Here is a 24,687-nt window from a genome sequence, read left to right on the forward strand (position 1 = left end):
TTCCTTTGCCTTCAGGCGTTCAAAGTGCGAATATTACTCGCGCCGCCCGCCTTTGAGGCTATCTTGCAAGGCTTTAAGCGCTTCCATTTTGCCGTCGGCCGCCAGTTGAGCTTGTTCGGGCCAGGTGGTGGGGTCGGCGAGCCGCAAGTTCGCGCGCTGCAGGATCTCGGCAAGTGTGCTTGCCTCGGTTGCCGCCAATTGCGCAAATGTGGTAATGCCGGCGTTGTTGAGCACGCCTGCGATCTTGGGGCCGATCCCCTCAATGATCACGAGATCGTCGGCTGCGCTGGCCTGCGGCACGGCGGGCTCGGCAGCTGGCGCCAATGTTGCAGTAGCGCGTGGCCGGGCGGTTGGTGCCGGTGTAGATGCGGCCACCTCGTCGCCAAGCTCTTTGACAGTCACCAAATGGCGTACCTTGAAGGCCATGCCACGAATCGCCGGTGTATCGTCGTGGATGGCGGTGCTATACAGCTTGCGCAGGCCCAGCGACTTGATCGTGTCTTTTTGATCCTTGCTGTAGCCAATCGCGCTTTTTGTATAGGTGATCTGTAGCTTGGCCATCACGAAGCCTCCTGCGCCTCGGCGGCGCGCACACGTCGCTGGTGCAGTTCGTGCGGCGTCATCCCGCGCATGCGCGCCTGCTCCTCGAGCGAGGTCAGCTCGCTGAGCGCTTTGAATGCTGCCTTCACCACGTTGACCGGGTTGTTGCTGCCGTAGCTCTTCGACAAAATATCTTTAATGCCCGCAGCCTCGACCACCGGCCGTACGCCGCGACCGGCGATAACGCCGGTGCCGGGCGCCGCTGGGAGCAGCCGTACCCGCGCCGACGAGAACTCAGTCTCGATATCGTGTGGGATCGTGGTGTTACTCAGCGGGATGCGAATGACATTTTTCTTGGCCGCCTCGACGCCCTTGCGGATCGCCTCGGGTACCTCGCCGGCTTTGCCCATGCCGACACCAATATGCCCTTTGCCGTCGCCTACCACAACGACGGTGCTGAAGCTGAAGCGCCGGCCGCCCTTGACGACTTTTGAAACGCGGTTGATCTGAACCACGCGCTCTTCGAGCTCAAGATCGTCGGCGTTGATGCGTTTCTGTGCCACAATTCCTCCAGTTATCAGTAGCCGGTATGCAGTATGCAGCTACCATACAACGAGTACTCGTAGTGCTGGCAGCTGCGATCTGCCGGCTGGCTACTCATTAGAAGTTCAGGCCGGCCTCGCGCGCGGCATCGGCCAGCGCCTGTACCCGGCCGTGATACTGAAAGCCGCCGCGATCGAACACGACCTTATCGACACCAGCGGCTTTGGCGCGCTGAGCAATCAGTTGGCCTACCGCTTTGGCGCGCTCGATCTTGGTTTTCCCCTTGATCGACGCGGCTAGCTCTGCGTCTTGCGTCGACGCCGAAACCAGGGTATGGTTGGCACTGTCGTCGATGACCTGAGCATAAATATGGATATTACTGCGAAACACGCTCAGGCGTGGGCGCTCGGTAGTACCGGCGACGCGCTTGCGTACGCGCAGGTGCCGCCGGATTCGCAGCTCTCGTGGTGAACGTCCTGCCATAGTTCGGTTTCTCCTGGTGACAGAGATTATATCCCCTGTCTGATCAGTGCTGAGCGAGCGGCGTAGCGTTTCGCGCTTGAAGCCGAACCATGCAGGCCGGGTAGCCCAGCACTCATAACTACTTGGTCTTTCCGGTCTTGCCGGCCTTGCGGCGCACCTTCTCGCCCCGGTAGCGGATGCCGTAGCCTTTATAGGGCTCCGGCGGGCGCAGGTTGCGCAGCTTCGCAGCCTCTTCGCCGACCGTTTGCTTATTGATGCCGCGGATGATCACCTGCTGCGGCTCGTTGGCGCTTTTGCGGTCGAGGATTTCGAAGGTGATGCCTTCGGGCGGCACGACGCGGATGGGGTGCGAGAAACCAACCTGCAGGATGATATTCTTGCCCTCGCGCGAGGCGCGGAAGCCAACACCACTGATCTCCAGCACCCGCTGGTAGCCGTCGGTCACGCCGGTCACCATATTCGCCAGCAGCGAGCGCGTCAGGCCATGCAGTGCGCGCAGGCGCTGATCGTCTGACGGCCGGCTGACCGTCAGAACGCCATTCTGCTGCTCGATCGTGACCTCTTCGGGCAGCTGCTGCTCAAGCGCACCCTTCGGGCCCTTGACCTTGACGTAGTTGCCTTCAGAGACATTGATCTCAACGCCCTTGGGGATCGAGATCGGCTTTTTACCAATACGCGACATAGCTTGTTTGCTCCCCGCTACCAAACGTAGCAAAGCACTTCGCCGCCGACATGCTGCTGCCACGCTTCGTGGCCGGCCATCACGCCGCGCGGGGTCGATAGAATGCTCAACCCCAGCCCGCCGCGCACGCGCGGAATATCGGCGCGACCTGTGTAGATACGCAAACCGGGCTTGCTCACGCGCTTCAGGCCAGTGATAACCGGGCGACGGTCGCTTGTATATTTTAGCGTAATAACAATCGTATCGGCGGGCTGACCCTTCTGAACCTCGTAATCGCGAATGAAGCCTTCGCGCTTCAGGATATCCGCGATTGCAATTTTCATCTTCGAGGCGGGAATTGCCACTGTCGTGTGGCGGGCCATGCACGCATTGCGGATGCGAGTTAGCATATCTGCAATTGGGTCGTTAACGCTCACGACGCTCCTCCTTGAAGACCAGCATCTGTTTTGGGCTGGATAAATACATGGCTTGCTCGACAATCAGCATTACCAGCTTGATTTGGTAACGCCTGGAATCAGCCCCTTGAGTGCATTCTCGCGGAAGCAGATACGACACATGCCGAACTTACGCATGTAGGCGCGTGATCGGCCACACAGCCTGCAGCGATGGTACGCGCGAACCTGGTACTTGGGCGTCCGCTGAGCTTTGACGATCAGAGATTTCTTGGCCAATGTGAATTCCTCCTATGCCCGGGCTGGTGAGCGGGGCGTTGGCGTGGCCCCTGCTCCTGGCCCGTGCTAATCACGAAATGGCATGCCGAGGCGCTTGAGCAGCGCATAGCCTTGGGCGTCGTCGGGTGCGGTTGTCACAATCGCCACCTCGAGACCGCGAATTTTATCGACTTTGTCGTAGTCGATTTCAGGAAAGATGATCTGCTCGCGCAGGCCCAGGCTGTAGTTGCCGCGGCCATCGAACGAGCGTCGGCTGACACCCCGAAAATCGCGTAGGCGCGGCAGTGCCAGGTTCATCAGCCGATCGAGGAAGTCGAACATGCGCGGGCCACGCAGCGTGACCATTGCGCCAATCGATTGACCTTGGCGCAGCTTAAACGCGGCGATCGATTTTTTTGCTTTTGTGATCACCGGCTTCTGCCCACTGATCGCCGTCAGGTCGCCCACAGCCGCGTCGAGCGCTTTGTTGTTCTGCAGCGCTTCGCCAAGGCCGATATTCAGCACGACTTTCTCGAGACGCGGCACCTGCATTACCGTGCTGTAGCTGAATTCCTGCATCAGCGCTGGCACGACATCGTTCTGGTATTTTTCTTTGAGTCGCGTTGCCATAATTGCTCCTCAAGGGCTTGGAAAGCTCTACTGAACCCTCCGGCCTTGATCTCGAAGGTATGAAGTACGAGCAGCTCAGCGGAAGGCGGGCGTGTTGCTCGCGGTAGCTTGGAGCTCGTCGCTTTTCATTGCTATTACCCGTCGATCGCCTCGTTGCACGCCTTGCAGAAGCGTACTTTGCGCTGGCGACCACGATCGTCGGTTTCTTCCAGGAAACGATGGCCGGTACGCGAAGCGCGGCCACAGCGCGGGCAGATCAGCATGACATTCGAGGCGTTGATCGGCGCTTCGCGCTCGATGATGCCGCTGGGTTTACCAGGGCCACGCTGCTTCATGTGGCGCTTGATGATATTGAGCCCTTCGATGACCACTCGGCGATCTTTCGGCCGCGCTTCTTTGATCTTACCGCGCTTGCCTTTGTCTTTCCCGGTGATCACCAGAACTTCGTCACCAGTTTTGACGTGCATGTCCAAACCCCAATTCGATAGCAGATTGCAGATTGTAGATCGCAGTCACGAGTTGAGCGTGCTCTGCAATCTGAAGCCTGAAATCTGTAATCTGTAATCTACAGCACTTCGGGCGCGAGCGAAATAATCTTCATAAACGCCTTTTCGCGCAGCTCGCGCGCCACCGGGCCAAAGATACGCGTGCCGCGTGGGTTGTTCTCTTTGCCGATGATTACGGCGGCGTTATCGTCGAAGCGGATGTGGGAACCATCAGGCCGCACATATTCTTTGGCGGTGCGCACAATCACGGCGCGTACGACTTCGCCCTTTTTCACAGCGCCGCCAGGAGTTGCCTCCTTGACCGACGCGACAATGACGTCGCCGACGAAGCCATAGCGCACTCTCGAGCCGCCCATCACGCGAATGCACATGATCTCTTTCGCGCCCGTATTATCGGCGACTTTCAGGCGGGTCTGCTGCTGAATCATTGCTAATTCTCCTCGCCGCGCTGAATGACCTCGACAACTTCCCAGCGCTTGGTCTTGCTGAGCGGCCGGGTCTCGCCGATACGTACCACGTCGCCGATATGGCACTGATTGCTTTCGTCGTGCGCGTGGAACTTGTTTGTCTTGCGGATGATCTTGCGATACAGTGGGTGCGGCTTCAGGTAGTCGACTGCCACCACCACAGTTTTGTCCATCTTATCGCTGACCACCCGGCCAATCTTGTAGAGACGTCGTCCTTCGGCCATCGTTCGATCTCCTGGTCGTTAGAGGCCCAGCTCGCGCTCGCGCAGGATCGTTTTGATACGCGCAATCTCGCGCTTCACGATCCGCGGGCGGCCACTGGCAGTCAGCTTGCCCATCACCTGCTGAAAGCGCAGGTTAAAGAGTTCCTCGTAGTGCTCCTTAAGCTGGCTTTGCAGCTTGTCGGAGTCGAGGTTGCGCAGTTCGTCGATTTTCATTCGCCGGCCTCCACATCCTCACGCCCGATGATCTTGCACTTGATTGGCATTTTTTGCGCAGCCAGGCTCAGTGCTTCGTGCGCAACTTCAGGCCGCACGCCGCCCAGCTCGAACATGACCCGGCCAGGCTTGACCACCGCGACATAGTGATCGACGGCGCCTTTACCAGAACCCATACGGGTTTCGGCGGGCTTGGCGGTGACTGGCTTGTCGGGGAAGATCCGGATCCAGATTTTACCGCCACGCTTGACGTGGTGGGTGATCGCGCGGCGCGCAGCTTCGATCTGGCGTGACGTGATCCAGGTGGCTTCGAGCGCCATCAGGCCATAGTCGCCGAACGCCACAGAGTTCCCGCGCTGCGCCATGCCTTTGGTGCGGCCGCGCTGTTGTTTTCGATATTTGACGCGTTTGGGCATCAACATAGTCGTTGCTCCTTCTAACCACGCGTGCGCGTGCCGCCGCCACGGCCGCCACGGCCGCCGCCACGACCGCCGCGATCGCCGCCTTCACGCTCGCCGCCGCGGTCACGTTCGTTGCGCCCGCCGCCACGGCCGCTCCGCTGGCGCGGCCGATTTTCCTCTTCGGCCGCCTGGTTGCGTGCCGCAGCCGTCTGCACGACCTGGAGCTTGCCCATTGCGTCGGGGAACACTTCACCCTTGTAGATCCACACCTTGACGCCAATGCGGCCATACGTCGTGTGTGCGTGCACCTGGGCGTAGTCGATATCGGCGCGCAGCGTGTGGCGTGGTACCCGGCCGTCGCTCTCGTTCGCAATACGTGCCATCTCGGCACCGCCGAGGCGGCCCGAGCACTTGATCTTCACGCCTTGCGCGCCCAAGCGCATTGCGCGCTGCACTGCCTGCTTCATCGCGCGCTTGTACGATACGCGCTTGTTGATCTGCTCGGCGATGCTTTCGGCCACAAGCTGAGCCTCAAGTTCGGGCTGGTGGATCTCTTGGATATTGAGCTTGACCTTTTTAGCGGTGCGCTTCTCAAGGTCGGACTTCAGCTCATCGACCTTGGCGCCGCGCTTGCCGATCACAATACCGGGCTTCGCGGTGTACACCGTTACTTCGATCTTGTTTGCCGAGCGCTCGATCTCGACGCGCGCGACGCCGGCATTCGCAAGCTCTTTGATAATCAGCCGACGCAGCAAGAAATCTTCGTGCAGCTGATCGGTATAGGTGCGATCCGCAAACCACTTCGACTGCCAGTCTTTGATGTAGCCTAAGCGGAAGCCGATTGGATGTACCTTACGTCCCATTTAAATCTCCTCGCCGTCGTCGACGATCACGGTAATATGTGTCGTGCGCTTGCGAATGCGGTCGGCGCGGCCGCGCGCGCGCGGCATAATACGTTTGAACGCCGGGCCCTCGTCGGCGAAGATCGTCTTAACGACCAGCGTCTCGGGGTCCATTTCGAAGTTATTCTCGGCGTTAGCCGCCGCCGACTGGATGGTGCGAGCGATCTCTTTAGCGGCTTTCTGCGGCATGTAGCGCAGTATCGCCAGTGCGCGCTCCACGGGCTTGCCGCGCACGAGGTCGATCACCGGGCGCACCTTTGTCGGCGAGATGCGCACCATCTTGTTGATAGCTTTCGCTTGCATCGCTACTTCACCTTCCCGCGCTTGTCGGCCTTTTTGCCGCCGTGGCCGCGGAAGAAGCGCGTCGGCGCAAACTCGCCCAGCTTATGGCCAACCATGTTTTCGGTGATATACACCGGCACATGGCGGCGCCCATCGTGAACGGCGATGGTATGCCCGACCATCTGGGGGAAGATTGTCGACGCGCGCGACCAGGTGCGCAGCACCCGCTTTTCATTCGCGCGGTTCATATCTTCGACCCGGCCGAGCAGCCTGATATCGACGTAAGGTCCTTTCTTGGACGAACGAGACATGTCATCCCTTCCTTTATCTTGGGAGGAGGGAGAGGTCGAGCATTGGCTCGCTGCCTCTGGTACGCGCCTGCGCACTCCCACCTAACAGCGGGCGGGTAGGGCCGCCCATACCCTCACGATTACGGCTTACGGCGCCGAACGATGTAGCGGTCGGTGCTGGGGTTATGCCGCGTGCGCACGCCGCGCGCCGGCTTGCCCCACTTGGTCTTGGGCGACATACCACGAGGCGCGCGGCCCTCGCCGCCGCCGTGGGGATGGTCCCGCGGGTTCATCGCCGACCCGCGCACCTCGGGCCGCCGGCCGAGCCAGCGCTTACGGCCAGCCTTACCCAGGCGAATATTCTGATTATCGAGATTGCCAACCTGGCCAATAGTCGCGAGGCAGTCGATCAGCACCTGGCGCATCTCGCCCGAAGGCATGCGCAGTGTCGCATAGCTGCCTTCTTTGGCCATTAACTGTGCCGAGGCGCCTGCGCTGCGTACCATCACGCCGCCGCGGCCGAGCTGGAGCTCGACATTATGCACTTGGCTGCCAAGCGGGATGGCACGTAGCGGTAACGCATTGCCCACGCGTACCTCGGCGTCGGGGCCGCTCATCACGGTATCGCCAACATTCAGGCCCAGAGGCGCCAGGATATAGCGCTTTTCGCCATCAGCGTAGTTTAGCAGTGCGATACGTGCGCTGCGGTTGGGATCGTACTCGATCGCGGCAACCTTCGCCGGTACGCCGAACTTGTTGCGCTTGAAGTCGATGATGCGGTAGGCGCGCTTGTGGCCGCCGCCGCGATGCCGCGTCGTGATGCGCCCATAATTGTTACGGCCGCCGCTCTTTGAGAGCGGAGCAAGCAGGCGCTTCTCCGGCTTCTTCTTGGTGATCTCCTCGAACGTCGCGACCGACATATTCCGGCGGCCGGCCGAGGTTGGCTTGTATCGTCGAACACCCATGGTTTACTCCGTGAAGTGCTGAGTTTCGAGCGCTGTGTGTTGAGCTGATGGTTGGTACACTCGACACACAAAACTTAAAACTCAAAACTCATTACACGCCCTCGAACAGCTCGATCCGGCTTCCTTCGGCCAGCGTCACGATCGCCTTTTTCCAATCGGCGGTATAGCCATAGCGCATTCCGCGGCGGCGCAGCTTACCGCGCACGTTCATGGTATGAACGGCGGTGACGGTGACGTTGAAAACCTCTTCGATCGCCTGCTTGATCTGCATTTTATTAGCCGAGCGGTCAACCTCGAAGCTGTACTTGTTCAGCGACATAAGGTTGGTATTTTTCTCGGTAATTAGCGGCCGAATAATGATCTGATGCGCGTTCATTTAGGCCTCTCCGTCGTCGGTGGCCGAGGTGGCCTCGGCGTTGGTCTGGCTCAGGAAGCTCGCCAGTACGTCGATCGCCGCGCGCGAGATAATGATGTTATCGTAGCTCAGCAGGTCGATGACGTTGACGTAGTGGGCGAGCAATGTCTTCACGCCGGTGATATTCCCCGCCGATTTTTGCACGACGGCATCTTTGCGATCGAGCACGACGAGCGTTTTGCCGCTGATCTGAAGCGCGGCCAGGCTTTGCACGAACAACTTCGTGCGCGGCTGCTCGAACGCCCATGAGTCGATGAAGCGGATCTCGTCAGCGGCGTACTTGGCCGAGAGCGCCGAGCGCACCGCCAGCCGCCGCATCTTGCGAGGCATTGCCTGGCGGTATGAGCGGGGATGTGGGCCGTGGGCCACGCCGCCACCTTTGCGATGAGGCGCGCGAACCGAACCTTGGCGTGCCCGGCCGGTGCCTTTCTGGCGGAACAGCTTTTTCGTGCTGCCGGCCACTTCGCCGCGGCCAAGCGTATTATGCGTGCCCATGCGCGCATTGGCTTGCTGGCGAACCATAGCCTGGTGCATTACTGGCACGTTCGGCTCAATGCCGAAGATATATTCATCTAGCTGTATGGTTCCGACTTCGGCGCCGGATTGGTTGAAGAGTTTTGCTTCCATTACCGCGTATCCTCTGTTCATCAGTTATGAGTTGTGAAGTATGCCGTGTTTCGCGCGAATAACTCACAGCCCACAACTATTTTGCAGCCTTCACGGCCCGGCGAACCATCAGCAAGCTATTCTTCGCGCCCGGAACCGAACCTTTGACAAGGAGAATATGCTTGTCGGACACGACTTCGACAACCTGGAGATTTTGTACGGTGACGCGGCGGTTGCCCATGCGACCGGCCATACGCGTGCCTTTCCAGACACGGCCTGGGTCGGTGCCGGCGCCGATCGAGCCGGGTGCGCGCCAGCGATCACTCTGGCCGTGGGTCTTCGGGCCACCGCGGAAATTGTGGCGCTTGACCACACCCTGGAAGCCGCGGCCTTTCGATGTGCCGGTGACATCGATTACCTGGCCGGGCTGAAAAACATCGACGGTGAGTACCTGCCCGACTTCGTGCTCGGCAATGTTATCGGCGCGGAACTCGCGCAGATAGCGAACCAGCCGCCCCGCTTTTGCTAGGTGGCCCTGCTCGGGCTTGGTGAGGCTTTTGGACTTTGCCTCGCCAAAACCGATCTGCACAGCCTCGTAGCCGTCGCGATCCTTGTTGCGCACTTGGGTGACCACGCACGGGCCTACTTCGATCACCGTAACCGGAATGGCCTCGCCGGCTGCGCTAAAGACTTGAGTCATGCCGATTTTTCGGCCTAGCAAACCTTCGATCATAATTGCACCTCGGCAGCATGCGGACTCATGGCGAACCTGCCGCAGCGGCTGCTTCTCAGAACTGCCGACCGCCGACCACCGACATACGTGAAACGCTCGGTCGCCGGCTGTCGGTCGTCACGTCTACAACTTTATCTCGATATCGACGCCCGCTGGCAAATTGAGCTTCATCAGCGCGTTGATCGTCTGCTGGCTTGGGTCAAGCACATCGATCAGGCGCTTGTGTGTGCGAATCTCAAACTGCTCTTGCGAGTCTTTATCGATGAACGACGAGCGAATGACGCTGTACTTCTCGATCTTGGTCGGTAGCGGTACTGGCCCGGCGACAAGCGCACCAGTTCGCTCGGCCGCCTCGACAATCTGCCTTGCCGACTGATCTAGAATTTTGTGGTCATACGCTTTGAGGCGGATGCGAACCTTTTGCTTTGCCATTCTGCGCTCCTGTGTAGCAAGCACACGCGCGTCGAGTGCGGAGGTTGCTCCGCACTCGGCACGCTAGATACTTCGCTTACTCGACGATCTTGGTGACGACGCCCGCGCCGACGGTGCGCCCGCCTTCGCGGATCGCGAACCGCAAGCCTTCTTCGATCGCCACCGGCACGATCAGCTCCACGCCCATCTCCACGTTGTCCCCCGGCATCACCATCTCCATCCCCTCCGGCAGCGAGATCGACCCCGTCACGTCCGTCGTCCGGATGTAGAACTGTGGCCGGTACCCTGGGAAGAACGGCGTGTGCCGCCCGCCCTCTTCCTTCTTCAGCACGTACACGTTCGCCTTCACCTTCGTGTGCGGCTTGATCGACGTCGGCGCCGCCAGCACCTGCCCGCGCTCCACGTCCGTCCGCTCGATGCCGCGCAGCAGCACCCCCACGTTGTCCCCGGCGATCCCCTCGTCCAGCGTCTTCTGGAACATCTCCACGCCCGTCACCACCGTCTTGCGCGGCGCTTCCTCGCTCATCCCGATGATCTCGATCGTGTCGCCCATCTTCACCTTGCCGCGCTCGATCCGCCCCGTCACCACCGTGCCGCGCCCCTTGATGCCGAACACATCTTCGATCGGCATCAGGTACGGCTGGTCGACCGCGCGCTCGGGTGTGGGGATGTAGCTGTCGACCGCGTCCATCAGCTCGAGGATGCTCTGGTACTCCGGCGCGTTCGGGTCGGTCGAGGCCGACGACAGCGCCGCGAGCGCGCTGCCGCGCACGATCGGGATGTCGTCGCCGGGGAAGCTGTTCTTGGTGAGCAGCTCGCGCAGCTCAAGCTCGACGAGCTCAAGCAGCTCGGGGTCGTCCATCATGTCGACCTTGTTGAGGTAGACGACCATGGCGGGCACCTGCACCTGGCGGGCGAGCAGGATGTGCTCGCGGGTCTGGGGCATGGGGCCGTCGGGGGCGGAGACGACCAGGATGGCGCCGTCCATCTGCGCGGCGCCGGTGATCATGTTTTTGATGTAGTCGGCGTGGCCGGGGCAGTCGACGTGGGCATAGTGGCGCTTGTCGGTCTGATATTCGACGTGGCGGATGGCGATGGTAATGCCACGGGCGCGCTCTTCGGGCGCGTTATCGATCTGGTCGTAGGAGGTATACTTGGCAGCGCCCTTCATGGCCAGCACCTTGGTGATGGCGGCGGTGAGGGTGGTTTTGCCGTGGTCGACGTGGCCGATTGTGCCAATGTTGACGTGCGGCTTGGTGCGCTCGAACTTCTGCTTGCCCATACGAGACTCACTCCTTAATGTTGAGGCTGAGGCACGCAAGCCGTGGCTCGATATATTTCAAGCCGCGACCTGCGTCCCTCGTGATATTATCCGCGTCGTTTGTCGACAATTTCTTTTGCCAGATTTTCAGGCAGCGGCTGGTAGTAGGCGAATTCCATTGACGATGTCGCGCGGCCCTGAGTGGCCGATCGCAGATCAGTGGTATAGCCGAACATCGAGGCCAGCGGCACGAATGCCTTAACGATCTGGGCATTGCCGCGCGCTTCCATACCTTCGACATGCCCGCGCCGCGAGTTGAGGTCGCCGAGCACTGTGCCGAGAAAATCCTCAGGCGTAGTCACTTCGACTTTCATCACTGGCTCAAGCAGCTGCGGCCGAGCTTTACGCACGGCATCTTTCAGGCCCATCGAGGCGGCAATCTTAAAGGCCATTTCCGACGAGTCGACCTCGTGGAACGAGCCATCGTACAGCGTTGCCTTGATATCGACGACCGGGAAGCCAGCGATGACGCCGCCCTGCATGGCTTCTTTGATGCCCTGCTCGACCGGCCCGATGTACTCGCGCGGGATGGCGCCGCCGACGATTGCGTTAACGAACTCAAAGCCCTTTCCGCGCTCAAGCGGCTCGATATGCAGCTTGACGTGGCCATACTGGCCCTTGCCGCCGGATTGGCGCACGAACTTAGAGTCGACATCGGCGATTTGGCTGATCGACTCGCGGTAGGCTACCTGCGGCTTGCCCTGATTGGCCTCAACCTTGTACTCGCGGCGCATGCGGTCGACCAGCACCTCGAGGTGAAGCTCACCCATGCCGGCGATAATCGTCTGGCCAGTCTCTTCGTCGGTGAAGACGCGGAATGTCGGGTCTTCCTCGCTGAGCTTCTGGAGCGCAATGCCAAGCTTATCCTGGTCGGACTTCGTCTTGGGCTCGATCGCCAGCTGGATCACCGGCTCGGGGAAGCGGATGCTCTCGAGCGCGATTGGCTTATCCGGATCGCAGATGGTGTCGCCGGTGAACGTCTGCTTCGGCCCGACCATTGCGCCAATATCGCCGGCGTAGACCTCTTTGATCTCCTCGCGGTGATTCGCGTGCATCTGGATCAGGCGTCCGACACGCTCGCGTTGGCCGCGCGTGGTATTCAGCACATACGAGCCGGCCTCGAGCTTGCCCGAGTAGACGCGGAAGTAGGCCAGCTTGCCGACATACGGATCGGCCATGATCTTGAACACCAGGCCGGCGAACGGCGCGGTCTCGCTGGTTTCGCGCGTGATCGGCTCGACACCTTCCTCGCCTAGAACCTGGCCGGGGAGCGTGCCGCTGATCGGTGGGATGTCGAGCGGCGACGGCAGATAGTACACCACCGCGTCGAGCACGCGCTGCACGCCCTTGTTCTTGAGCGCAGCGCCGCAGAGCACCGGAACCAGCTTGCCCTCGATCGTGGCCTTGCGCAGAGCGCGGCGCAGCTCGTCGACACCAAGCTCCTCGCCTTCAAGGTACAGCAGCGTAAGCTCGTCGTCGGTCTCGGCGATAGCCTCGACCATCTCCTGGCGCAGTTGCTCGGCGCGGGCGGCGACTTCGGCGGGAATCTCGGAAAGCTCCTCACGCTTGCCGGCGTCGTCGAGATACAGCACTGCCTTGTTTGTCAGCAGGTCGACGATGCCGTGGAAGCGATCCTCGGCGCCGATCGGCAGCTGAATCGGCACTGCCTTCGCGCCCAGGCGATCCTTGATCATCCCGACGGTGCGCTCGAAGTTCGCGCCGGTGCGATCCATTTTGTTGACGAAGCAGATGCGCGGCACGCGGTATTTATCGGCCTGGCGCCAAACAGTTTCGGATTGTGGCTCAACGCCGGCGACTGCATCGAACACCACGACGCCGCCGTCGAGCACGCGTAGCGAGCGCTCAACCTCGGCGGTGAAATCGACGTGGCCGGGGGTATCGATGATATTAATGCGATAGACGTCGTCGTTGACCTTCCACTGGGCAGTGGTTGCCGCAGCGGTGATCGTAATACCACGCTCGCGCTCCTGCTCCATCCAGTCCATGGTGGCAGTGCCCTCATGAACCTCGCCGATCTTGTAGGTTCGGCCGGTGTAGAACAGGATGCGCTCGGTAGTCGTTGTCTTTCCCGCATCAATATGCGCAATAATACCGATATTTCGCGTCCGCTCTAATGGTATCTCGCGGGGCATGATTGTCTTTCCTCGGCTTCTCTAGTGTTGTGAGAACCCGGAACCGCGTGTATCCAACGGTCTCGATTTCGGCGAACCCGCAGGTTCCTGGTTCTCGATTTAGAACTTACCGTAGTGTGAGAATGCGCGGTTGGCCTCGGCCATACGCTGCACATCTTCTTTGCGCTTGATCGTGCTGCCGGTGTTGTTGAACGCGTCCATGATCTCGGCGGCAAGGCGCTCGTGCATGGGCTTGCCAGTGCGGCCGCGCGCCGAGATCAGCAGCCAGCGCATCGCCAGCGACTGGCGGCGGTCGCTCTTGACCTCAACCGGCACCTGGTATGTCGCGCCGCCGACGCGCTTGGGCTTGACTTCGATCGCCGGGCCGGCGTTGCGCAGCGCCACCTCGAAGACTTCCATCGGCGTCTTCTTCAGGCGATCAGCGGCGAGCTCGAGCGCCTGATAGACGATCCGCTCGGCCACGCTCTTTTTCCCGCGCTGCATGACCTTGTTGATAAACTGCTGCACCACGACGCTGTTGTAACGTGCGTCGGGGGCGGGAATGCGTTTGACAATCGTTCCTCGACGGGGCATTGGTCACCTCATTTGAGCGCTAACTCTGAACTGGAGTGCTACTTCTTCTTCACCGGCGTCGCGCTGGCCTTCTTGGTGCCGTACTTGGAGCGGCCCTGTTTGCGGTTGGCGACGCCCTGTGCGTCGAGCACACCGCGTACGATATGGTAGCGCACGCCCGGCAGGTCTTTCACGCGGCCGCCGCGAATCAGCACCACCGAGTGCTCTTGCAGGTTGTGGCCCTCGCCAGGAATATATGCCGTCACTTCCATGCCGTTGCTGAGCCGCACACGTGCGATCTTGCGCAGGGCCGAGTTCGGCTTTTTGGGCGTCATCGTCTTCACCTGGGTACATACGCCACGCTTGAACGGCGAACCCTTGCCGCGCGTCAGCCGCCCTTTGATGGCGTTGTAGGTGAAGCGCAGCGCGGGCGCTTTGGTCTTCTTGACGACCGGCTTGCGAGGCTTGCGAACCAGCTGATTGATAGTCGGCATCCTGTGTACTTCCTCCCTTAGGCGCCTGTGCGTACACACGGCAGGAACAAAACAAGCTCTATATCTGTATGCCCAGCGGGCGTCCAGCGAACCCCGCTTTACTCTTGCCCTGAACACAAAAGAAAACTCGAACCCCATTCTGGTCGTGGCATAGGCCGCGCCTTAGAGAGGGCTCAGAGATGCGTGCAAACGATTATCGCTTTGTTGTTTGCACAGCGATTGTGGAGTATAGCACAGCGACTATAGCCTGTCAAATTGTTTGGGCGGGGAATTGCGCCACTCGTGCTACCGCGATATTATCAAACGTAGGTAGGTGGTGCGAGCCATGTTGCGACGATCTCGCGGATCTGGCGCAGGCTCAGCGGTTTGTAGAAGAACGCGGTAACGCCTGCCTGGAGTGCGGCTGCCTCGACAGTCGCATCGGCCGAGAGCATAATAAAAGGGAAAACGTAGCCGCAGGCGCGAACTGCCCGCAGCAGGTCGATGCCGGTCATGGTGGGCATGCGCTGATCGCTGATCAGCAGATGGCACTCGTGGGCCTGCACGAGATCCAAGGCGGAAGCGCCATTGGCGGCGGAGATGATCTGCGCCTCGGGGGCAGCGCGGCTGAAGGCGCGCGTAAGAAATTCGCGAACATCGTCTTCGTCTTCGGCGATGATGATATGTGGCACGTCTGACCCGTCCTATGTCGCTTGGTGGAATGCGCGGGCATATACCACGGTTTGGTATGCGCTTGACACCGCCGTGCTTAATGGTATATTTGTTCTACACGGGCTGCGTCATACCTACGACGGATTTTCTGCTGGCATTCCCTGTCGCTTCCCCCGTCGAATCGCGCCAAACTGAGATGTGCTAGCGGGTTGGAGTTCTGTATGCCGCCTACTCTTCGTAATCGCCTGGGTGTCATCACGAGCGGCTCGCTGGTCGAGGGGCTATGCGCCCGGCTCGAAGGCCGCGAAAGTGTCGAAGACATGCGCGTTGGCAAGTTCGTGGTGATCAAAGGCGAAAAAAACGAATTCTTTTCTATGATAACCGATGTTGTGCTTGAAGCAACTAACCAAAAAGTACTAGCCGACCCACCGAATGGGGATGCGTTTATTCACGAGGTGCTGGCCGGCACGTCGACCTATGGCTCGATTACGCTCAAGCCGATGTTGATGCTGCCGAGCGATGTTAACCAGGGGCTGCTGCCGCCCAAGACGATCCCGCGGCATTTTGCACAGGTGCTTGAGGCCGAGGAAGACGATTTCAAGCGCGTATTCGGCCTGGAAGACAGCACGCACTTCGAAATCGGGCGGCCGCTCGACATGGATGTGCCGGTATGCCTCGACCTTGAGCGCCTGGTCGAGCGCTCGAATGGCGTATTTGGCAAGAGCGGCACGGGCAAGAGCTTTCTGACGCGCCTGCTGATCTGCGGCACGATCAAGGCGCGCGTGGCGTCGAACTTGATCTTCGACATGCACAGCGAGTATGGCTGGGAGAGCACCTCGGAGCAGGGCGGTTTTGTGAAGGGCCTGCGCCAGCTGTTTGGCGGCGAGGTACTGGTGTACTCGCTCGATCCGGCGACGTCGCGCAATCGGAATGTGCCACTCGACGCCGAGGTGGTGATTGGCCTCGATCAGATCGAGGTCGAGGATGTGACGCTGCTGCAGGATGAGCTCAACCTCACCTCGACGGCAGCCGAGTCGGCGTATTTGCTGGTGGATCGCTTCAAAGAAAGCTGGCTGCGCGCGCTGCTGGCGATGGATGCAGAAGCGCTGAACGAGTTTGCCGAAAGCTCGGGCGGCCACGCCGGCGCGCTCAGCGCGCTGAAGCGCAAGCTCGAGCAGGTGGCGCGCAAGGGCTTTGTGAAAGAAAGCGCGCCAGCTGGCGTGATCGACCGGATGATCGACCAGCTCGAGCATGGCCGGCATGTGGTGCTGGAGTTCGGCCGCTACAGCGACACGCTCTCGTACATGCTGACAGCGAATGTGCTGACGCGGCGCATCCGGCGTCGCTGGGTCGAGAAGACCGAGCAGTACATCCGCAGCAAGAACGCCGCCGACAAGCCGCGCCAGCTGATGATCACGATCGAGGAGGCGCACAAGTTCCTCAACCCGGCGGCGGCAAAGCAGACGATCTTCGGCACGATTGCGCGCGAGCTGCGCAAGTACAGCGTGACGCTGCTGGTTGTTGATCAGCGGCCGTCGTCGATCGACGCCGACGTAATGAGCCAGATCGGCAGCCGCGTGACGGCGCTGCTGAACGACGAGAAGGATATTGACGCGGTATTTACCGGCGTCAGCGGCAGCGCGAGCCTGAAGGCAGTGCTGGCCAGCCTGGATACGCGGCAGCAGGCGCTGGTGCTGGGCCATGCCGTGCCAATGCCGGTGGTGGTGCGCACCCGCGCCTACGACGCCGAGTTCTACCGCGCGGTCGGCCGGCCCGAGGTGACGCGCCAGCAAGCCCAAGACGCGATCGACGAGCTGTTTTCGGAGTAGCCTCACAGCCGGGAGCCGGCCGTGCGACCGGCTGGTTCTCAGCGGCTGATCGCGCTGGCCGCCGCCTGATCGACCAGCCAGAGCAGCTCGCCCTCTGCCGGGCGCACCCCCTGCGCCGGCAGCCGCGCCCGATCGGGCGGCCCCTGCAGCACCTGCCCCAGCGCGCCGGCCTTGTCGGCGCCGGCCACCAGAAACATCACCACACGCGCGGCATTGAGCAGCCGGTAGCTGAACGACACCCGGTCGGGCGGCGGCTTTGGTGCGTCGCCGACCGCAATCACCAAGGCATCGCCGGGGGCGGTGGGCTCGGGTTGGCCGGGGAACAGCGAGGCAGTGTGGGCGTCGGGCCCCATGCCCAGCAGGATCAAGTCGAAGCGCGGCTGCTCGGCGCCAAACGCGGCGGCGATAGTTTCGGCATAGGCGCGGGCCGCGTCGGCTGGTGTGCCGCCGATTGTGGGCACCGGGAAGATATTCGCGGCCGGGATGGGCACATGGGCCAGCAGCGTCTCGCGGGCCATACGGAAATTGCTTTCGGCGTGGTCGGGCGGAACCATGCGCTCGTCGCCCCAGTATACGAATACGCGCTCCCAATCGATCGCGCGCTGCAGCGGCGCGGCGGCCAGGCGCTGGTGTAGCGCGCGCGGCGTGCTGCCACCCGACAGCGCCACGCTGAAGCGCCCGCGGCGGTTGATTGCCGCCGCGGCCAGCGCCGCGAAGCGCTGCGCGGCCTGATCGGCCAGCGCGTCGACATTGGCGAGCACGAAGAGCTCGCTATGGTGCTGGTTGGTCATAGAATGGCCTCTTTCGGCTATAATGCTGCCTGCCACACCGGCGTGGCGCCTGTTTCGCCGCCGCCGCCGACTGGGACATTGGGCCGCGCGCCCGCGATCCCGGCCCCTAGCCGGATGTGAGTGACATATGCGATTGATTATTGTACGCCATGGCGAGAGCGAATGGAACCGGATCGGCCGCTACCAGGGCCAGCAAGATGCGCCGCTTTCGGAGCTGGGCATACGCCAGGCCGAGGCGCTGGCCGGCCGGCTGCAGCGCGAGCCGTTCGACGCAATCTTCACCAGCCCGCTGCAGCGCGCGGCGCGCACTGCTCAGGCGATTGCGCGCTACCACCCGCAGGTTCCGCTGGCCTACGAGCCGGCGCTGCTCGAGATCGCGCATGGCGACTGGGAGGGGCTGCTGGCCGACGAGGTGATCGAGCGCTACGCCAGCGGGCTATACGAGTGGCGCTGGCACCCAACCCGCGCGCAAATGCCCAACGGCGAAAGCTTCAGCAACATCCTCAAGCGCGTGCTCGATTTCAAAGAGCACCTGTGCCGCGAGTACGAAGGCCGGAATGTGCTGATCTCGACGCACGACGTGGTTGTGAAGATCCTGGTGGCCGACGCGCTGGGAATGAATATGGATCGCATCAACCGCATCTGGGTGACGAACGCCAGCATCAGCGTGATCGAGTATGGCGACGATCTGCCCTACCTGATCAGCCTGAGTGAGGCGTGCCATCTGGGGCGGCTCGAAACAGTGCGCGAGCGGCAGAAGGCGATCTGACGAGCGAGCAACAGCGCCTTGGATCGCAGCGCAGGAGGAACCATGGCACAAATCGTCTACTGTGCGCGCTGTGGGGCGCCAATGGAGCGCCGGCGCGTCGACGACCGCGAGCGCGAGGTGTGCCCGGCTTGCGGCTTTATTCTGTACCGCAACCCGGTGCCGGCGGTCGGCGTGGTGGTGGCGCTCGAGGGCAAGGTTGTGCTGGTGCGGCGGCGCTACGAGCCGCGCGCTGGCTGCTGGGGGCTGCCGGCCGGCTTTATGGAGCTGGGCGAGAGCGCCGAGGAGGCCGCGATCCGCGAGTGCCACGAGGAAACCGGCTTGTTGGTGCGGGTCGATCATCTGCTGGGCGTATTCTCAATCGGCGCGGGCCAGAGCACTGGGCTGCTGCTCATCTACGCGGCCACCGCTACCGGCGGCACGCTGATGGCCGCCGACGACGCCACCGAGGCGGGGGTCTTCGCCACCGACGCCTTGCCCGATCCAATGGCCTTCCCCACGCATCTTCAGGCGATCGATCGCTGGCGGCGCGAGCGCCGCGCGGCCGCGCTGCTGAGCCTGCCCACGCCGCCGGCTGGCGCAGTGCAGGTGCGCTACGCCAGGCGCGAGGATGTCGGCGCGGCGCTCGACATGCTGCTGGGCGGGCGATCGTGGGAGGACGCGCGTGTGGTGGCGGCCGAGGCCCTGCTGTACGACCGGCTGGACGACCCGGATAAGCCGGTTTTGGTAGCCGAAGTCGATGGCCAGCTGGCCGGGCTTGCGCTGTCGGCTTTCCACCAGGTGCCGCGCGGCTGGTACGCGACGCTCGATGATCTGGTGGTGCGTGGCGACCTGCGGCGGCGCGGCGCCGGGCATGCGCTGGTGGCAGCAGTGGCAACGCTGGCGCGCGCACGCGGCTGTGCCCGGCTGCATGCCGTGGTCGCTGCCGAGATACCCGCGGCGCATACGTTTTTAGCCAGGTGTGGCTTTGGCGCCGATGGCGTGCTCGTTTTGCCCTAACTGCTCGTGCTCGTCGAGCAGCGCGCGGGTCTCGCTCAGCAGCTCGCCGCCGCGCCGCAGCGAGCTGATCAGGTCGACGCGCTCGGCTTCGGGTAGGCTCCTGAGGCGCTCCAGCCGCGCGCTGAGTGTGTCGAGCAGCGACTCGGGCGGTTGCACGGCGCTGGCTCTGGCCAGAAATCCGGCGTAGAGCACCTGGATCAGCGCGGCCAGCGGCGGCGCATAGATCATTCCCCACAGCCCGCCCAGCTCGGCCAGCGCCAGTAGCAACAGCACTTGCAGCAGCGCATTGACTTTCAGGGCGTCGGCTTGCATGGCCCGCTCGGCGAAGACGTGCGTGGCGTATTGGAGCGCCAGGCCGGCGAGCAGCAGCAGAAACGCCTGCCACGGCGGTAGCGCGGCTAGCGCCACGCCGAATGCCGCGAGCACCGCTACCACCGGGCCAAGCCGCGGGATGAGCTGGCTGAACCCGCCGGCGAGCGCCAGCAGCGTGGCGAATGGCAGCTGTAGCACGCGGTATAGCGCCAGCAGCATAAGCGCCGCCACCGCCATGGCGATCACCGTCGAGCGAATGTACGCGCCCACGGCCATCTCGGCGTTGCGCCAGATATTTCGGGCGGGCACGCGCGCCGCGATCGGCAGGAACGAGAGCCATAGCCGCTCGAAGTGCGCAACCTCGATCAGCCAGTAGTAGGCCAGGCTCAACGCCGCAAACGCAAACAGCAGAAAGTTAAGCAGGCTGCTCGATAGCCCAAGCAAGGTGCTGCCCAGCGTGGCCAGCCCACCCCCGCTGATCGCGCCGCGCGTGAGCGTTTCGAAGTCGGGCAGATTGCGCGCCAGCGCCTGCTGGGCTGGCGTGCCGTGTGCCCACGCGCCGATCAGCGCAGTGTAGGCGCGTGGCAGCTGCTCGGTGCCAGACGATACTTCGTCGGCGATGCCGACGCTGTAGATTAGGGCGCCAACTACCAGGCCGGCCATGATCAGCGCGTACCAGATCAGAATGGCGCGGCCACGGCTGATGCCGCGGCTTTCGAAGCGCTGCACCAGCGGCCGCAGCGCCGCCGAGATCGCCAGCGAACCGCCAAACAACGCCAGCGTTGGCTGAAACACCCATACCAGGCCGATCGCTAGCAATGTGGCGCCGATCGTCAGCGTAATTTGTGCAAGCCGCTTCATGGGCGCTGCTCCTGGGCGGTCGCCAGCAGGCTATCGAGATCTACCAGCAGCGACTCCAGCTCTTCTTCCACTACATCTTCTTCCGGGTCGGTGTCGTTCGTTTTTTTACGGAACTTCGCGCGCAGATCGTTGGCTAGATCTTGCGCCTGGTAGCGCAGCAGCGCCAGGCGGTCGCGCCCGCCGATATTCTGCTCGGCCGGGGCGCTGGCGCGCAGCATTGCGTGGTCGAGCAGCACCTGGATCACAGCAGCTAGCGGCACCGCCAGCAGCGCGCCCAGCAGGCCGAATAGGTCGCTGAACACCGCCAGCGCCAGCAGCGTCACCACCGGGCTGACGCCCACAGCCTTGTCCATCACGCGCGGTACAACGATGGTATTTTCGAGGAACTGGATCACCATTGCGATGCCAATTGCCAGCAGCGCCATCTGCTGCGATACCGTCAGCCCAACGATGCCGGCCAGCACCAAGGTGACGAGCGGCCCGACGTATGGCACGGCCTCGAGGATGCCGGCGATGATCGCGATGGTGACGCCATATGGTAAGCCGATCGCTACGTAGCCCACGCCCGAGAGCGCGCCGATCACAAAGCTGAGAATCGCCAGCCCGCGCACGAACGCGCCGATCTTTTCTTCGCTCTCGCTCCAGATCGCCAGTGCGCCGGCGCGCTGGTCGATCGGGATCAGTAGGGCGATCGCCTGAACCGCGAGGGTGCGGTAATATAGCCAGTAGTAGCTGATCAGCACCACCAGCGCACTGAAGAGCAGGCCGCGGCCAATTGCCGGCGTGAGCGTGGCCACCTGCGCATTGAGCGTGCCGCTCTCGCTGGCGAGCGAGCTGAATGGGTCGCTGGGAAGCTGGCCGCCGATCTCGCGCAGAAATCGCGATTGCGAGTTCGATATGGTGGTGCGCAAGCCGGCGTAAAAGCCGGGTAGATCGCTGATCGCCTGCACGACCTGACCGACGAAAAATGGGATGAGCGCCGCAGCTATGCCAAAAATCGCCAGCAGCAGCAGGCTGAATGCGAGCAGCGTGGCCAGGCTCTGGGGTACGCCCCATTTGCGCAGCCGCTCGACCACCGGTGCCAGCGCGGTGGCGAGCACAATGCCAAGAAACAGCATTAGGAAGACGTAGCGCAGCGCGGCGAGCAGCACCAGCGCTGCGACCACCAGCGCCACAATCGCGGTGCCGATCGCGACTTGTTTGAGCGTTACCCGCTGCCAGAATGATGCTCCGCCTGCGGCCCCCGCCCCGGCTGGAACGCTACTAGAACTCGTGAGATCGCTCATATGTCGCAACTCGATCTGGGTTATATTGAGCAGAAGGCAGCCGCTATCGATACCGGACGGCAGCGAGGCAATTGCAAGCCGCGTGCCACCGTTCTGCTGCCCGATACGCTGCTCGGGCGATGTTTCAAGCCGATAAATCCTGTTTGTGCTCGGAACCGTAGTATCTGGCAGTGCTGCTGTTGCTAAAGCGCTCAACAAGTCCGTTTCTTGACGTTCATTGAAATTGTGATATATTTAACAGTGTTATCTATCACAAGTTTTCCGCACCGGCGCTAGAAAGGTTTCAGGTATGGCCACCCACACGCTACCGCGCGCAGCCGCTGCCGCGGGTGTGCCAGATATTGCCGCGCGGGTTCGGCCGGCGCCCATGAATGTAGGGGAGCTCATCCGGCGCGCAGCGCTGGGCGATGATCTGGCAACGATCGAGCACCTGATGCTCGAGCGCACTGCCTCGCATTCGCGCGCACTGGCCGCAGCTGGCGCCTACACGGTCTCGTCGGGCGGCAAGCGCTTGCGCGCTATGCTGGTGCTGCTGTCGGCGCGGCTAGGCGCGTATGATTTCGAGCGTGCCGCCCGGCCAGCCGTGGCGATCGAGCTGCTGCACGCCGCCTCGCTGGTGCACGACGACCTGGTCGATCACACGATGCGGCGGCGTGGGCGCGTGACGGTGCACACCCGCTGGGATCAGCATGTCGCCCTGATGCTGGGCGATTACTTCTTCGCGCTCTCGGCCGGCGAGCTTGCGGCCGAATCCGATCCGCGGATTATCAAATTCTACGCCGACGCCGCGCAGACGGTGGTGGAAGGCGAGCTGCGGCCGGTGACGCAGGTCGAGCCGCTCGACGTCGCGCTGAAGCAATATTTCTACAAGATCAGCGCCAAAACCGCGGCGCTGTTCGAGGCCGCCTGCAAGGCCGGGATGGCCGTAGGCGGCGGCGCGCCCGAGCAGGTTGAGGCGCTGGGCCGATTCGGCCACGATCTTGGCGTCGCCTTCCAGATCGTCGACGACGTGCTCGACTTCATCGGCAACGAGGCTGCGCTGGGCAAGCCGGCCGGCAACGATCTGCGCGAAGGCACGCTGACGCTGCCGCTGCTCTACGCGGTGGCGCAGAGCGACAACCCGCTGCTGCGCGAGCTGGCGCGCACGAACCGCCCCGACCCGGCGGCCGTGCCGCAGCTTGTGGCGGCGGTGATCGACGCTGGCGGCGTCAGCCGTGCGCTGGACGAAGCCCGCCGCATCGTCAGGCGCGCACACGAGCACCTGGCGCTATTTCCGCCTTCGCAGCCCGCGCGCGCGCTGATCGATATCGGTGACTTTATTCTCGATCGTGAAGTCTAGGAGGGTGCGAATAACGAGTTCGCGTGTGCGCCAGCGCAACTTTCGCGGCGCTGTGACGGTACTATAGATGTTCAGCAGGCTTGAACGATGCATCCACGCGCCGTGCTGCCTACGTAATCGGTGTAGCTGCGTGCTGAACAGTAGTCAGAAGCACATCACAGCTGGCGAGCGCTGCCTGGCGCTGGCCACGGAGCGAACCAACACATGAGTCAGCTCAACACCCTCTCAGGATACGTCGTCGCTTCTGCAAACGCGAGCACTGCCGACTCTTCCGACCAGGCGTGGGAAGAGGAGGCGGCTGATGTGGTGGCCGAAGAGGTCGAGCGCGATGCGGAGCCGATCGAGGACTCGGTGCAGACCTACCTGCGCGAGATTGGCCAGGTGTCGCTGCTCACGGCTGCCGATGAGGTGATGCTGGCCCAGGAGATCATCAAGGGCATCGAGGCACGCCTGATGCTCGGCCAGCTGGAAAGCCCGCCGTGGCGCGAGCGAATAGCGCTTGAGCGCGCGATTGCGCAGGGCGAGGAGGCGCGCCGCCGGCTGATTCAGTCGAACTTGCGGCTGGTAGTGAGCATTGCGAAGAAATACCACGGCGGCCCGCTCTCGTTTATGGATCTGGTGCAAGAGGGCAATATCGGCCTGATGCGCGCCGTCGAAAAGTTTGATTACACCCGCGGCAACCGCTTCTCGACATACGCCACCTGGTGGATACGCCAGGCCGTGACCAGAGCGATCGCCGAGCAGGGCCGGCTGATCCGCCTGCCGGTGCACCTGAGCGACGCGATTGGCCAGCTGCGCCGAGTGGTGCACCAGCTCGAGCAGGCGCTTGAGCGCAGCCCCACCCCCGAGGAAATCGCCGAGGCGCTCGGCGTGAGCCCGCGCAAGGTCGAGCGCCTGCTGCAGGCTTCAGCCCAGCCGATCTCGCTCGAGCAGCCGCTGGGCGACGAAGGCGAAGGCCACCTCAGCGACCACCTGGCCGACGACGAGTCGTCGGCGCCGGTGGAGATCGCGGCGCAGCGCATGCTTCAGCAGGATCTCAGCCGGGCGCTGATGGAGCTGCCCGAGCGCGAGCGCGCGATCTTGCAGCTGCGCTACGGCCTGACCGACGGCCGCCGCCGAACGCTTGAGGAAGTGGGCGTTACGTTTGGCATCACCCGCGAGCGCACGCGCCAGATTGAAGCCGAGGCGCTACGGCACTTGCGCTCGCCGGCGGTGGGTGCGCGGCTTCAGGCGTACCTCGAGTAATGCCTTTTGTTGCTAATCTGTACCTGGCGGCCGCGCATCGCGCGGCCGCTTTTTTGCGCGCCTGGGCTTGCCAGGTTTGGTATCATGCGGGCGGCGGTGATTGTGGCGGCTGGCGCAGGTGGGC

Annotated in this window: 33 protein-coding genes and 1 pseudogene; 5 read left to right on the top strand and 29 right to left on the bottom strand. The window is 62.4% G+C overall.

Features of this window, described 5'->3' with window-relative positions; translation table 11 throughout:
* Positions 1-33: 33 nt before the first annotated feature.
* From U0177_RS13865 to U0177_RS13990, 26 genes and pseudogenes are all read right to left on the bottom strand, one after another.
* Positions 34-402: a DUF4332 domain-containing protein gene (locus tag U0177_RS13865; RefSeq protein WP_409571289.1), complete on the bottom strand. Its 369-nt coding sequence runs from the start codon at positions 400-402 to the stop codon at positions 34-36.
* Positions 385-561 (bottom strand): annotated as a pseudogene (rpmD, locus tag U0177_RS13870) (50S ribosomal protein L30); the annotation flags it as partial. The gene U0177_RS13865 and the pseudogene rpmD, both read right to left, overlap by 18 nt.
* Complete coding sequence (gene rpsE, locus U0177_RS13875) at positions 561-1,103, bottom strand: 30S ribosomal protein S5 (protein WP_409571230.1); 543 nt, start codon at positions 1,101-1,103, stop codon at positions 561-563. The gene rpsE and the pseudogene rpmD, both read right to left, overlap by 1 nt.
* 97 nt (positions 1,104-1,200) lie before the next feature.
* A complete protein-coding gene (gene rplR / locus U0177_RS13880; protein ID WP_409571231.1) occupies positions 1,201-1,566 on the bottom strand; it encodes a 50S ribosomal protein L18 in 366 nt (121 codons plus the stop codon).
* Between the two features lie 118 nt (positions 1,567-1,684).
* Positions 1,685-2,248: a 50S ribosomal protein L6 gene (gene rplF, locus U0177_RS13885; protein ID WP_409571232.1), complete on the bottom strand. Its 564-nt coding sequence runs from the start codon at positions 2,246-2,248 to the stop codon at positions 1,685-1,687.
* Between the two features lie 17 nt (positions 2,249-2,265).
* Complete coding sequence (gene rpsH / locus U0177_RS13890; protein WP_409571233.1) at positions 2,266-2,664, bottom strand: 30S ribosomal protein S8; 399 nt, start codon at positions 2,662-2,664, stop codon at positions 2,266-2,268.
* A 69-nt stretch (positions 2,665-2,733) separates the two neighbouring features.
* The gene (locus U0177_RS13895) at positions 2,734-2,919 is read right to left on the bottom strand and encodes a type Z 30S ribosomal protein S14 (protein ID WP_409571234.1); all 186 of its coding nucleotides are present in this window, start codon (positions 2,917-2,919) and stop codon (positions 2,734-2,736) included.
* 66 nt (positions 2,920-2,985) lie between these two features.
* Positions 2,986-3,528, bottom strand: coding sequence for a 50S ribosomal protein L5 (gene rplE / locus U0177_RS13900; protein WP_409571235.1), 543 nt, complete (start codon positions 3,526-3,528; stop codon positions 2,986-2,988).
* 134 nt (positions 3,529-3,662) lie between these two features.
* Positions 3,663-3,995 carry a 50S ribosomal protein L24 gene (rplX, locus tag U0177_RS13905; protein ID WP_409571290.1) on the bottom strand — a complete coding sequence of 111 codons (333 nt, stop codon included), beginning with the start codon at positions 3,993-3,995 and terminating at the stop codon, positions 3,663-3,665.
* A 98-nt stretch (positions 3,996-4,093) separates the two neighbouring features.
* Entirely contained in the window at positions 4,094-4,462 is a 369-nt protein-coding gene (gene rplN, locus U0177_RS13910) for a 50S ribosomal protein L14 (protein ID WP_409571236.1), read from the bottom strand.
* 2 nt (positions 4,463-4,464) lie between these two features.
* On the bottom strand, positions 4,465-4,725 hold the full coding sequence (gene rpsQ / locus U0177_RS13915) for a 30S ribosomal protein S17 (RefSeq protein ID WP_409571237.1): 261 nt from the start codon (positions 4,723-4,725) through the stop codon (positions 4,465-4,467).
* Positions 4,726-4,743: 18 nt separating this feature from the next.
* Positions 4,744-4,938 (bottom strand): 50S ribosomal protein L29, encoded by a 195-nt coding sequence (rpmC, locus tag U0177_RS13920; protein ID WP_409571238.1) that lies wholly within the window; start codon positions 4,936-4,938, stop codon positions 4,744-4,746.
* The gene (rplP, locus tag U0177_RS13925) at positions 4,935-5,360 is read right to left on the bottom strand and encodes a 50S ribosomal protein L16 (protein ID WP_409571239.1); all 426 of its coding nucleotides are present in this window, start codon (positions 5,358-5,360) and stop codon (positions 4,935-4,937) included. The genes rpmC and rplP overlap by 4 nt, the downstream gene beginning before the upstream one ends.
* 14 nt (positions 5,361-5,374) lie before the next feature.
* Positions 5,375-6,202 carry a 30S ribosomal protein S3 gene (gene rpsC / locus U0177_RS13930; RefSeq protein ID WP_409571240.1) on the bottom strand — a complete coding sequence of 276 codons (828 nt, stop codon included), beginning with the start codon at positions 6,200-6,202 and terminating at the stop codon, positions 5,375-5,377.
* Positions 6,203-6,544 carry a 50S ribosomal protein L22 gene (gene rplV, locus U0177_RS13935; RefSeq protein WP_409571241.1) on the bottom strand — a complete coding sequence of 114 codons (342 nt, stop codon included), beginning with the start codon at positions 6,542-6,544 and terminating at the stop codon, positions 6,203-6,205.
* A gap of 2 nt (positions 6,545-6,546) precedes the next feature.
* Positions 6,547-6,834: a 30S ribosomal protein S19 gene (gene rpsS, locus U0177_RS13940; protein WP_409571242.1), complete on the bottom strand. Its 288-nt coding sequence runs from the start codon at positions 6,832-6,834 to the stop codon at positions 6,547-6,549.
* A gap of 119 nt (positions 6,835-6,953) precedes the next feature.
* Entirely contained in the window at positions 6,954-7,778 is an 825-nt protein-coding gene (gene rplB, locus U0177_RS13945) for a 50S ribosomal protein L2 (protein ID WP_409571243.1), read from the bottom strand.
* A 91-nt stretch (positions 7,779-7,869) separates the two neighbouring features.
* Positions 7,870-8,154: a 50S ribosomal protein L23 gene (gene rplW / locus U0177_RS13950; protein WP_409571244.1), complete on the bottom strand. Its 285-nt coding sequence runs from the start codon at positions 8,152-8,154 to the stop codon at positions 7,870-7,872.
* Positions 8,155-8,820, bottom strand: coding sequence for a 50S ribosomal protein L4 (gene rplD, locus U0177_RS13955; RefSeq protein ID WP_409571245.1), 666 nt, complete (start codon positions 8,818-8,820; stop codon positions 8,155-8,157).
* Between the two features lie 76 nt (positions 8,821-8,896).
* Entirely contained in the window at positions 8,897-9,532 is a 636-nt protein-coding gene (rplC, locus tag U0177_RS13960; RefSeq protein ID WP_409571246.1) for a 50S ribosomal protein L3, read from the bottom strand.
* 123 nt (positions 9,533-9,655) lie between these two features.
* Positions 9,656-9,964 (bottom strand): 30S ribosomal protein S10, encoded by a 309-nt coding sequence (gene rpsJ, locus U0177_RS13965; RefSeq protein WP_409571247.1) that lies wholly within the window; start codon positions 9,962-9,964, stop codon positions 9,656-9,658.
* Positions 9,965-10,040: 76 nt separating this feature from the next.
* A complete protein-coding gene (gene tuf / locus U0177_RS13970) occupies positions 10,041-11,246 on the bottom strand; it encodes an elongation factor Tu (RefSeq protein WP_409571248.1) in 1,206 nt (401 codons plus the stop codon).
* A gap of 86 nt (positions 11,247-11,332) precedes the next feature.
* A complete protein-coding gene (gene fusA / locus U0177_RS13975) occupies positions 11,333-13,438 on the bottom strand; it encodes an elongation factor G (protein WP_409571249.1) in 2,106 nt (701 codons plus the stop codon).
* Positions 13,439-13,537: 99 nt separating this feature from the next.
* On the bottom strand, positions 13,538-14,011 hold the full coding sequence (gene rpsG / locus U0177_RS13980; RefSeq protein WP_409571250.1) for a 30S ribosomal protein S7: 474 nt from the start codon (positions 14,009-14,011) through the stop codon (positions 13,538-13,540).
* Positions 14,012-14,049: 38 nt separating this feature from the next.
* Complete coding sequence (gene rpsL / locus U0177_RS13985) at positions 14,050-14,484, bottom strand: 30S ribosomal protein S12 (protein WP_409571251.1); 435 nt, start codon at positions 14,482-14,484, stop codon at positions 14,050-14,052.
* A 299-nt stretch (positions 14,485-14,783) separates the two neighbouring features.
* Entirely contained in the window at positions 14,784-15,155 is a 372-nt protein-coding gene (locus U0177_RS13990) for a response regulator (RefSeq protein WP_409571252.1), read from the bottom strand.
* A 201-nt stretch (positions 15,156-15,356) separates the two neighbouring features.
* Between U0177_RS13990 and U0177_RS13995 the strand changes: the two genes are divergently transcribed.
* Positions 15,357-16,964: a helicase HerA domain-containing protein gene (locus U0177_RS13995; protein ID WP_409571253.1), complete on the top strand. Its 1,608-nt coding sequence runs from the start codon at positions 15,357-15,359 to the stop codon at positions 16,962-16,964.
* Between the two features lie 38 nt (positions 16,965-17,002).
* Here the strand turns inward: U0177_RS13995 and pgl are convergent, their stop codons facing one another.
* The gene (gene pgl, locus U0177_RS14000) at positions 17,003-17,755 is read right to left on the bottom strand and encodes a 6-phosphogluconolactonase (RefSeq protein WP_409571254.1); all 753 of its coding nucleotides are present in this window, start codon (positions 17,753-17,755) and stop codon (positions 17,003-17,005) included.
* Between the two features lie 127 nt (positions 17,756-17,882).
* Between pgl and U0177_RS14005 the strand changes: the two genes are divergently transcribed.
* The gene (locus tag U0177_RS14005; protein WP_409571255.1) at positions 17,883-18,524 is read left to right on the top strand and encodes a histidine phosphatase family protein; all 642 of its coding nucleotides are present in this window, start codon (positions 17,883-17,885) and stop codon (positions 18,522-18,524) included.
* Positions 18,525-18,566: 42 nt separating this feature from the next.
* The gene (locus tag U0177_RS14010) at positions 18,567-19,520 is read left to right on the top strand and encodes a GNAT family N-acetyltransferase (RefSeq protein WP_409571256.1); all 954 of its coding nucleotides are present in this window, start codon (positions 18,567-18,569) and stop codon (positions 19,518-19,520) included.
* Here the strand turns inward: U0177_RS14010 and U0177_RS14015 are convergent.
* Positions 19,473-20,693, bottom strand: coding sequence for an AI-2E family transporter (locus U0177_RS14015; protein ID WP_409571257.1), 1,221 nt, complete (start codon positions 20,691-20,693; stop codon positions 19,473-19,475). The two genes, U0177_RS14010 and U0177_RS14015, sit on opposite strands and share 48 nt — an antisense overlap.
* Positions 20,690-21,979 (bottom strand): AI-2E family transporter, encoded by a 1,290-nt coding sequence (locus U0177_RS14020; RefSeq protein WP_409571258.1) that lies wholly within the window; start codon positions 21,977-21,979, stop codon positions 20,690-20,692. Before U0177_RS14020 ends, U0177_RS14015 begins: the two co-directional genes overlap by 4 nt.
* A 367-nt stretch (positions 21,980-22,346) precedes the next feature.
* Between U0177_RS14020 and U0177_RS14025 the strand changes: the two genes are divergently transcribed.
* Positions 22,347-23,318: a polyprenyl synthetase family protein gene (locus U0177_RS14025; RefSeq protein WP_409571259.1), complete on the top strand. Its 972-nt coding sequence runs from the start codon at positions 22,347-22,349 to the stop codon at positions 23,316-23,318.
* 204 nt (positions 23,319-23,522) lie between these two features.
* Entirely contained in the window at positions 23,523-24,563 is a 1,041-nt protein-coding gene (locus U0177_RS14030; protein WP_409571260.1) for an RNA polymerase sigma factor RpoD/SigA, read from the top strand.
* The last annotated feature ends 124 nt before the right edge of the window (positions 24,564-24,687 follow it).

Source organism: Kouleothrix sp. (assembly GCF_046328425.1).
Lineage (GTDB): Bacteria > Chloroflexota > Chloroflexia > Chloroflexales > Roseiflexaceae > Kouleothrix.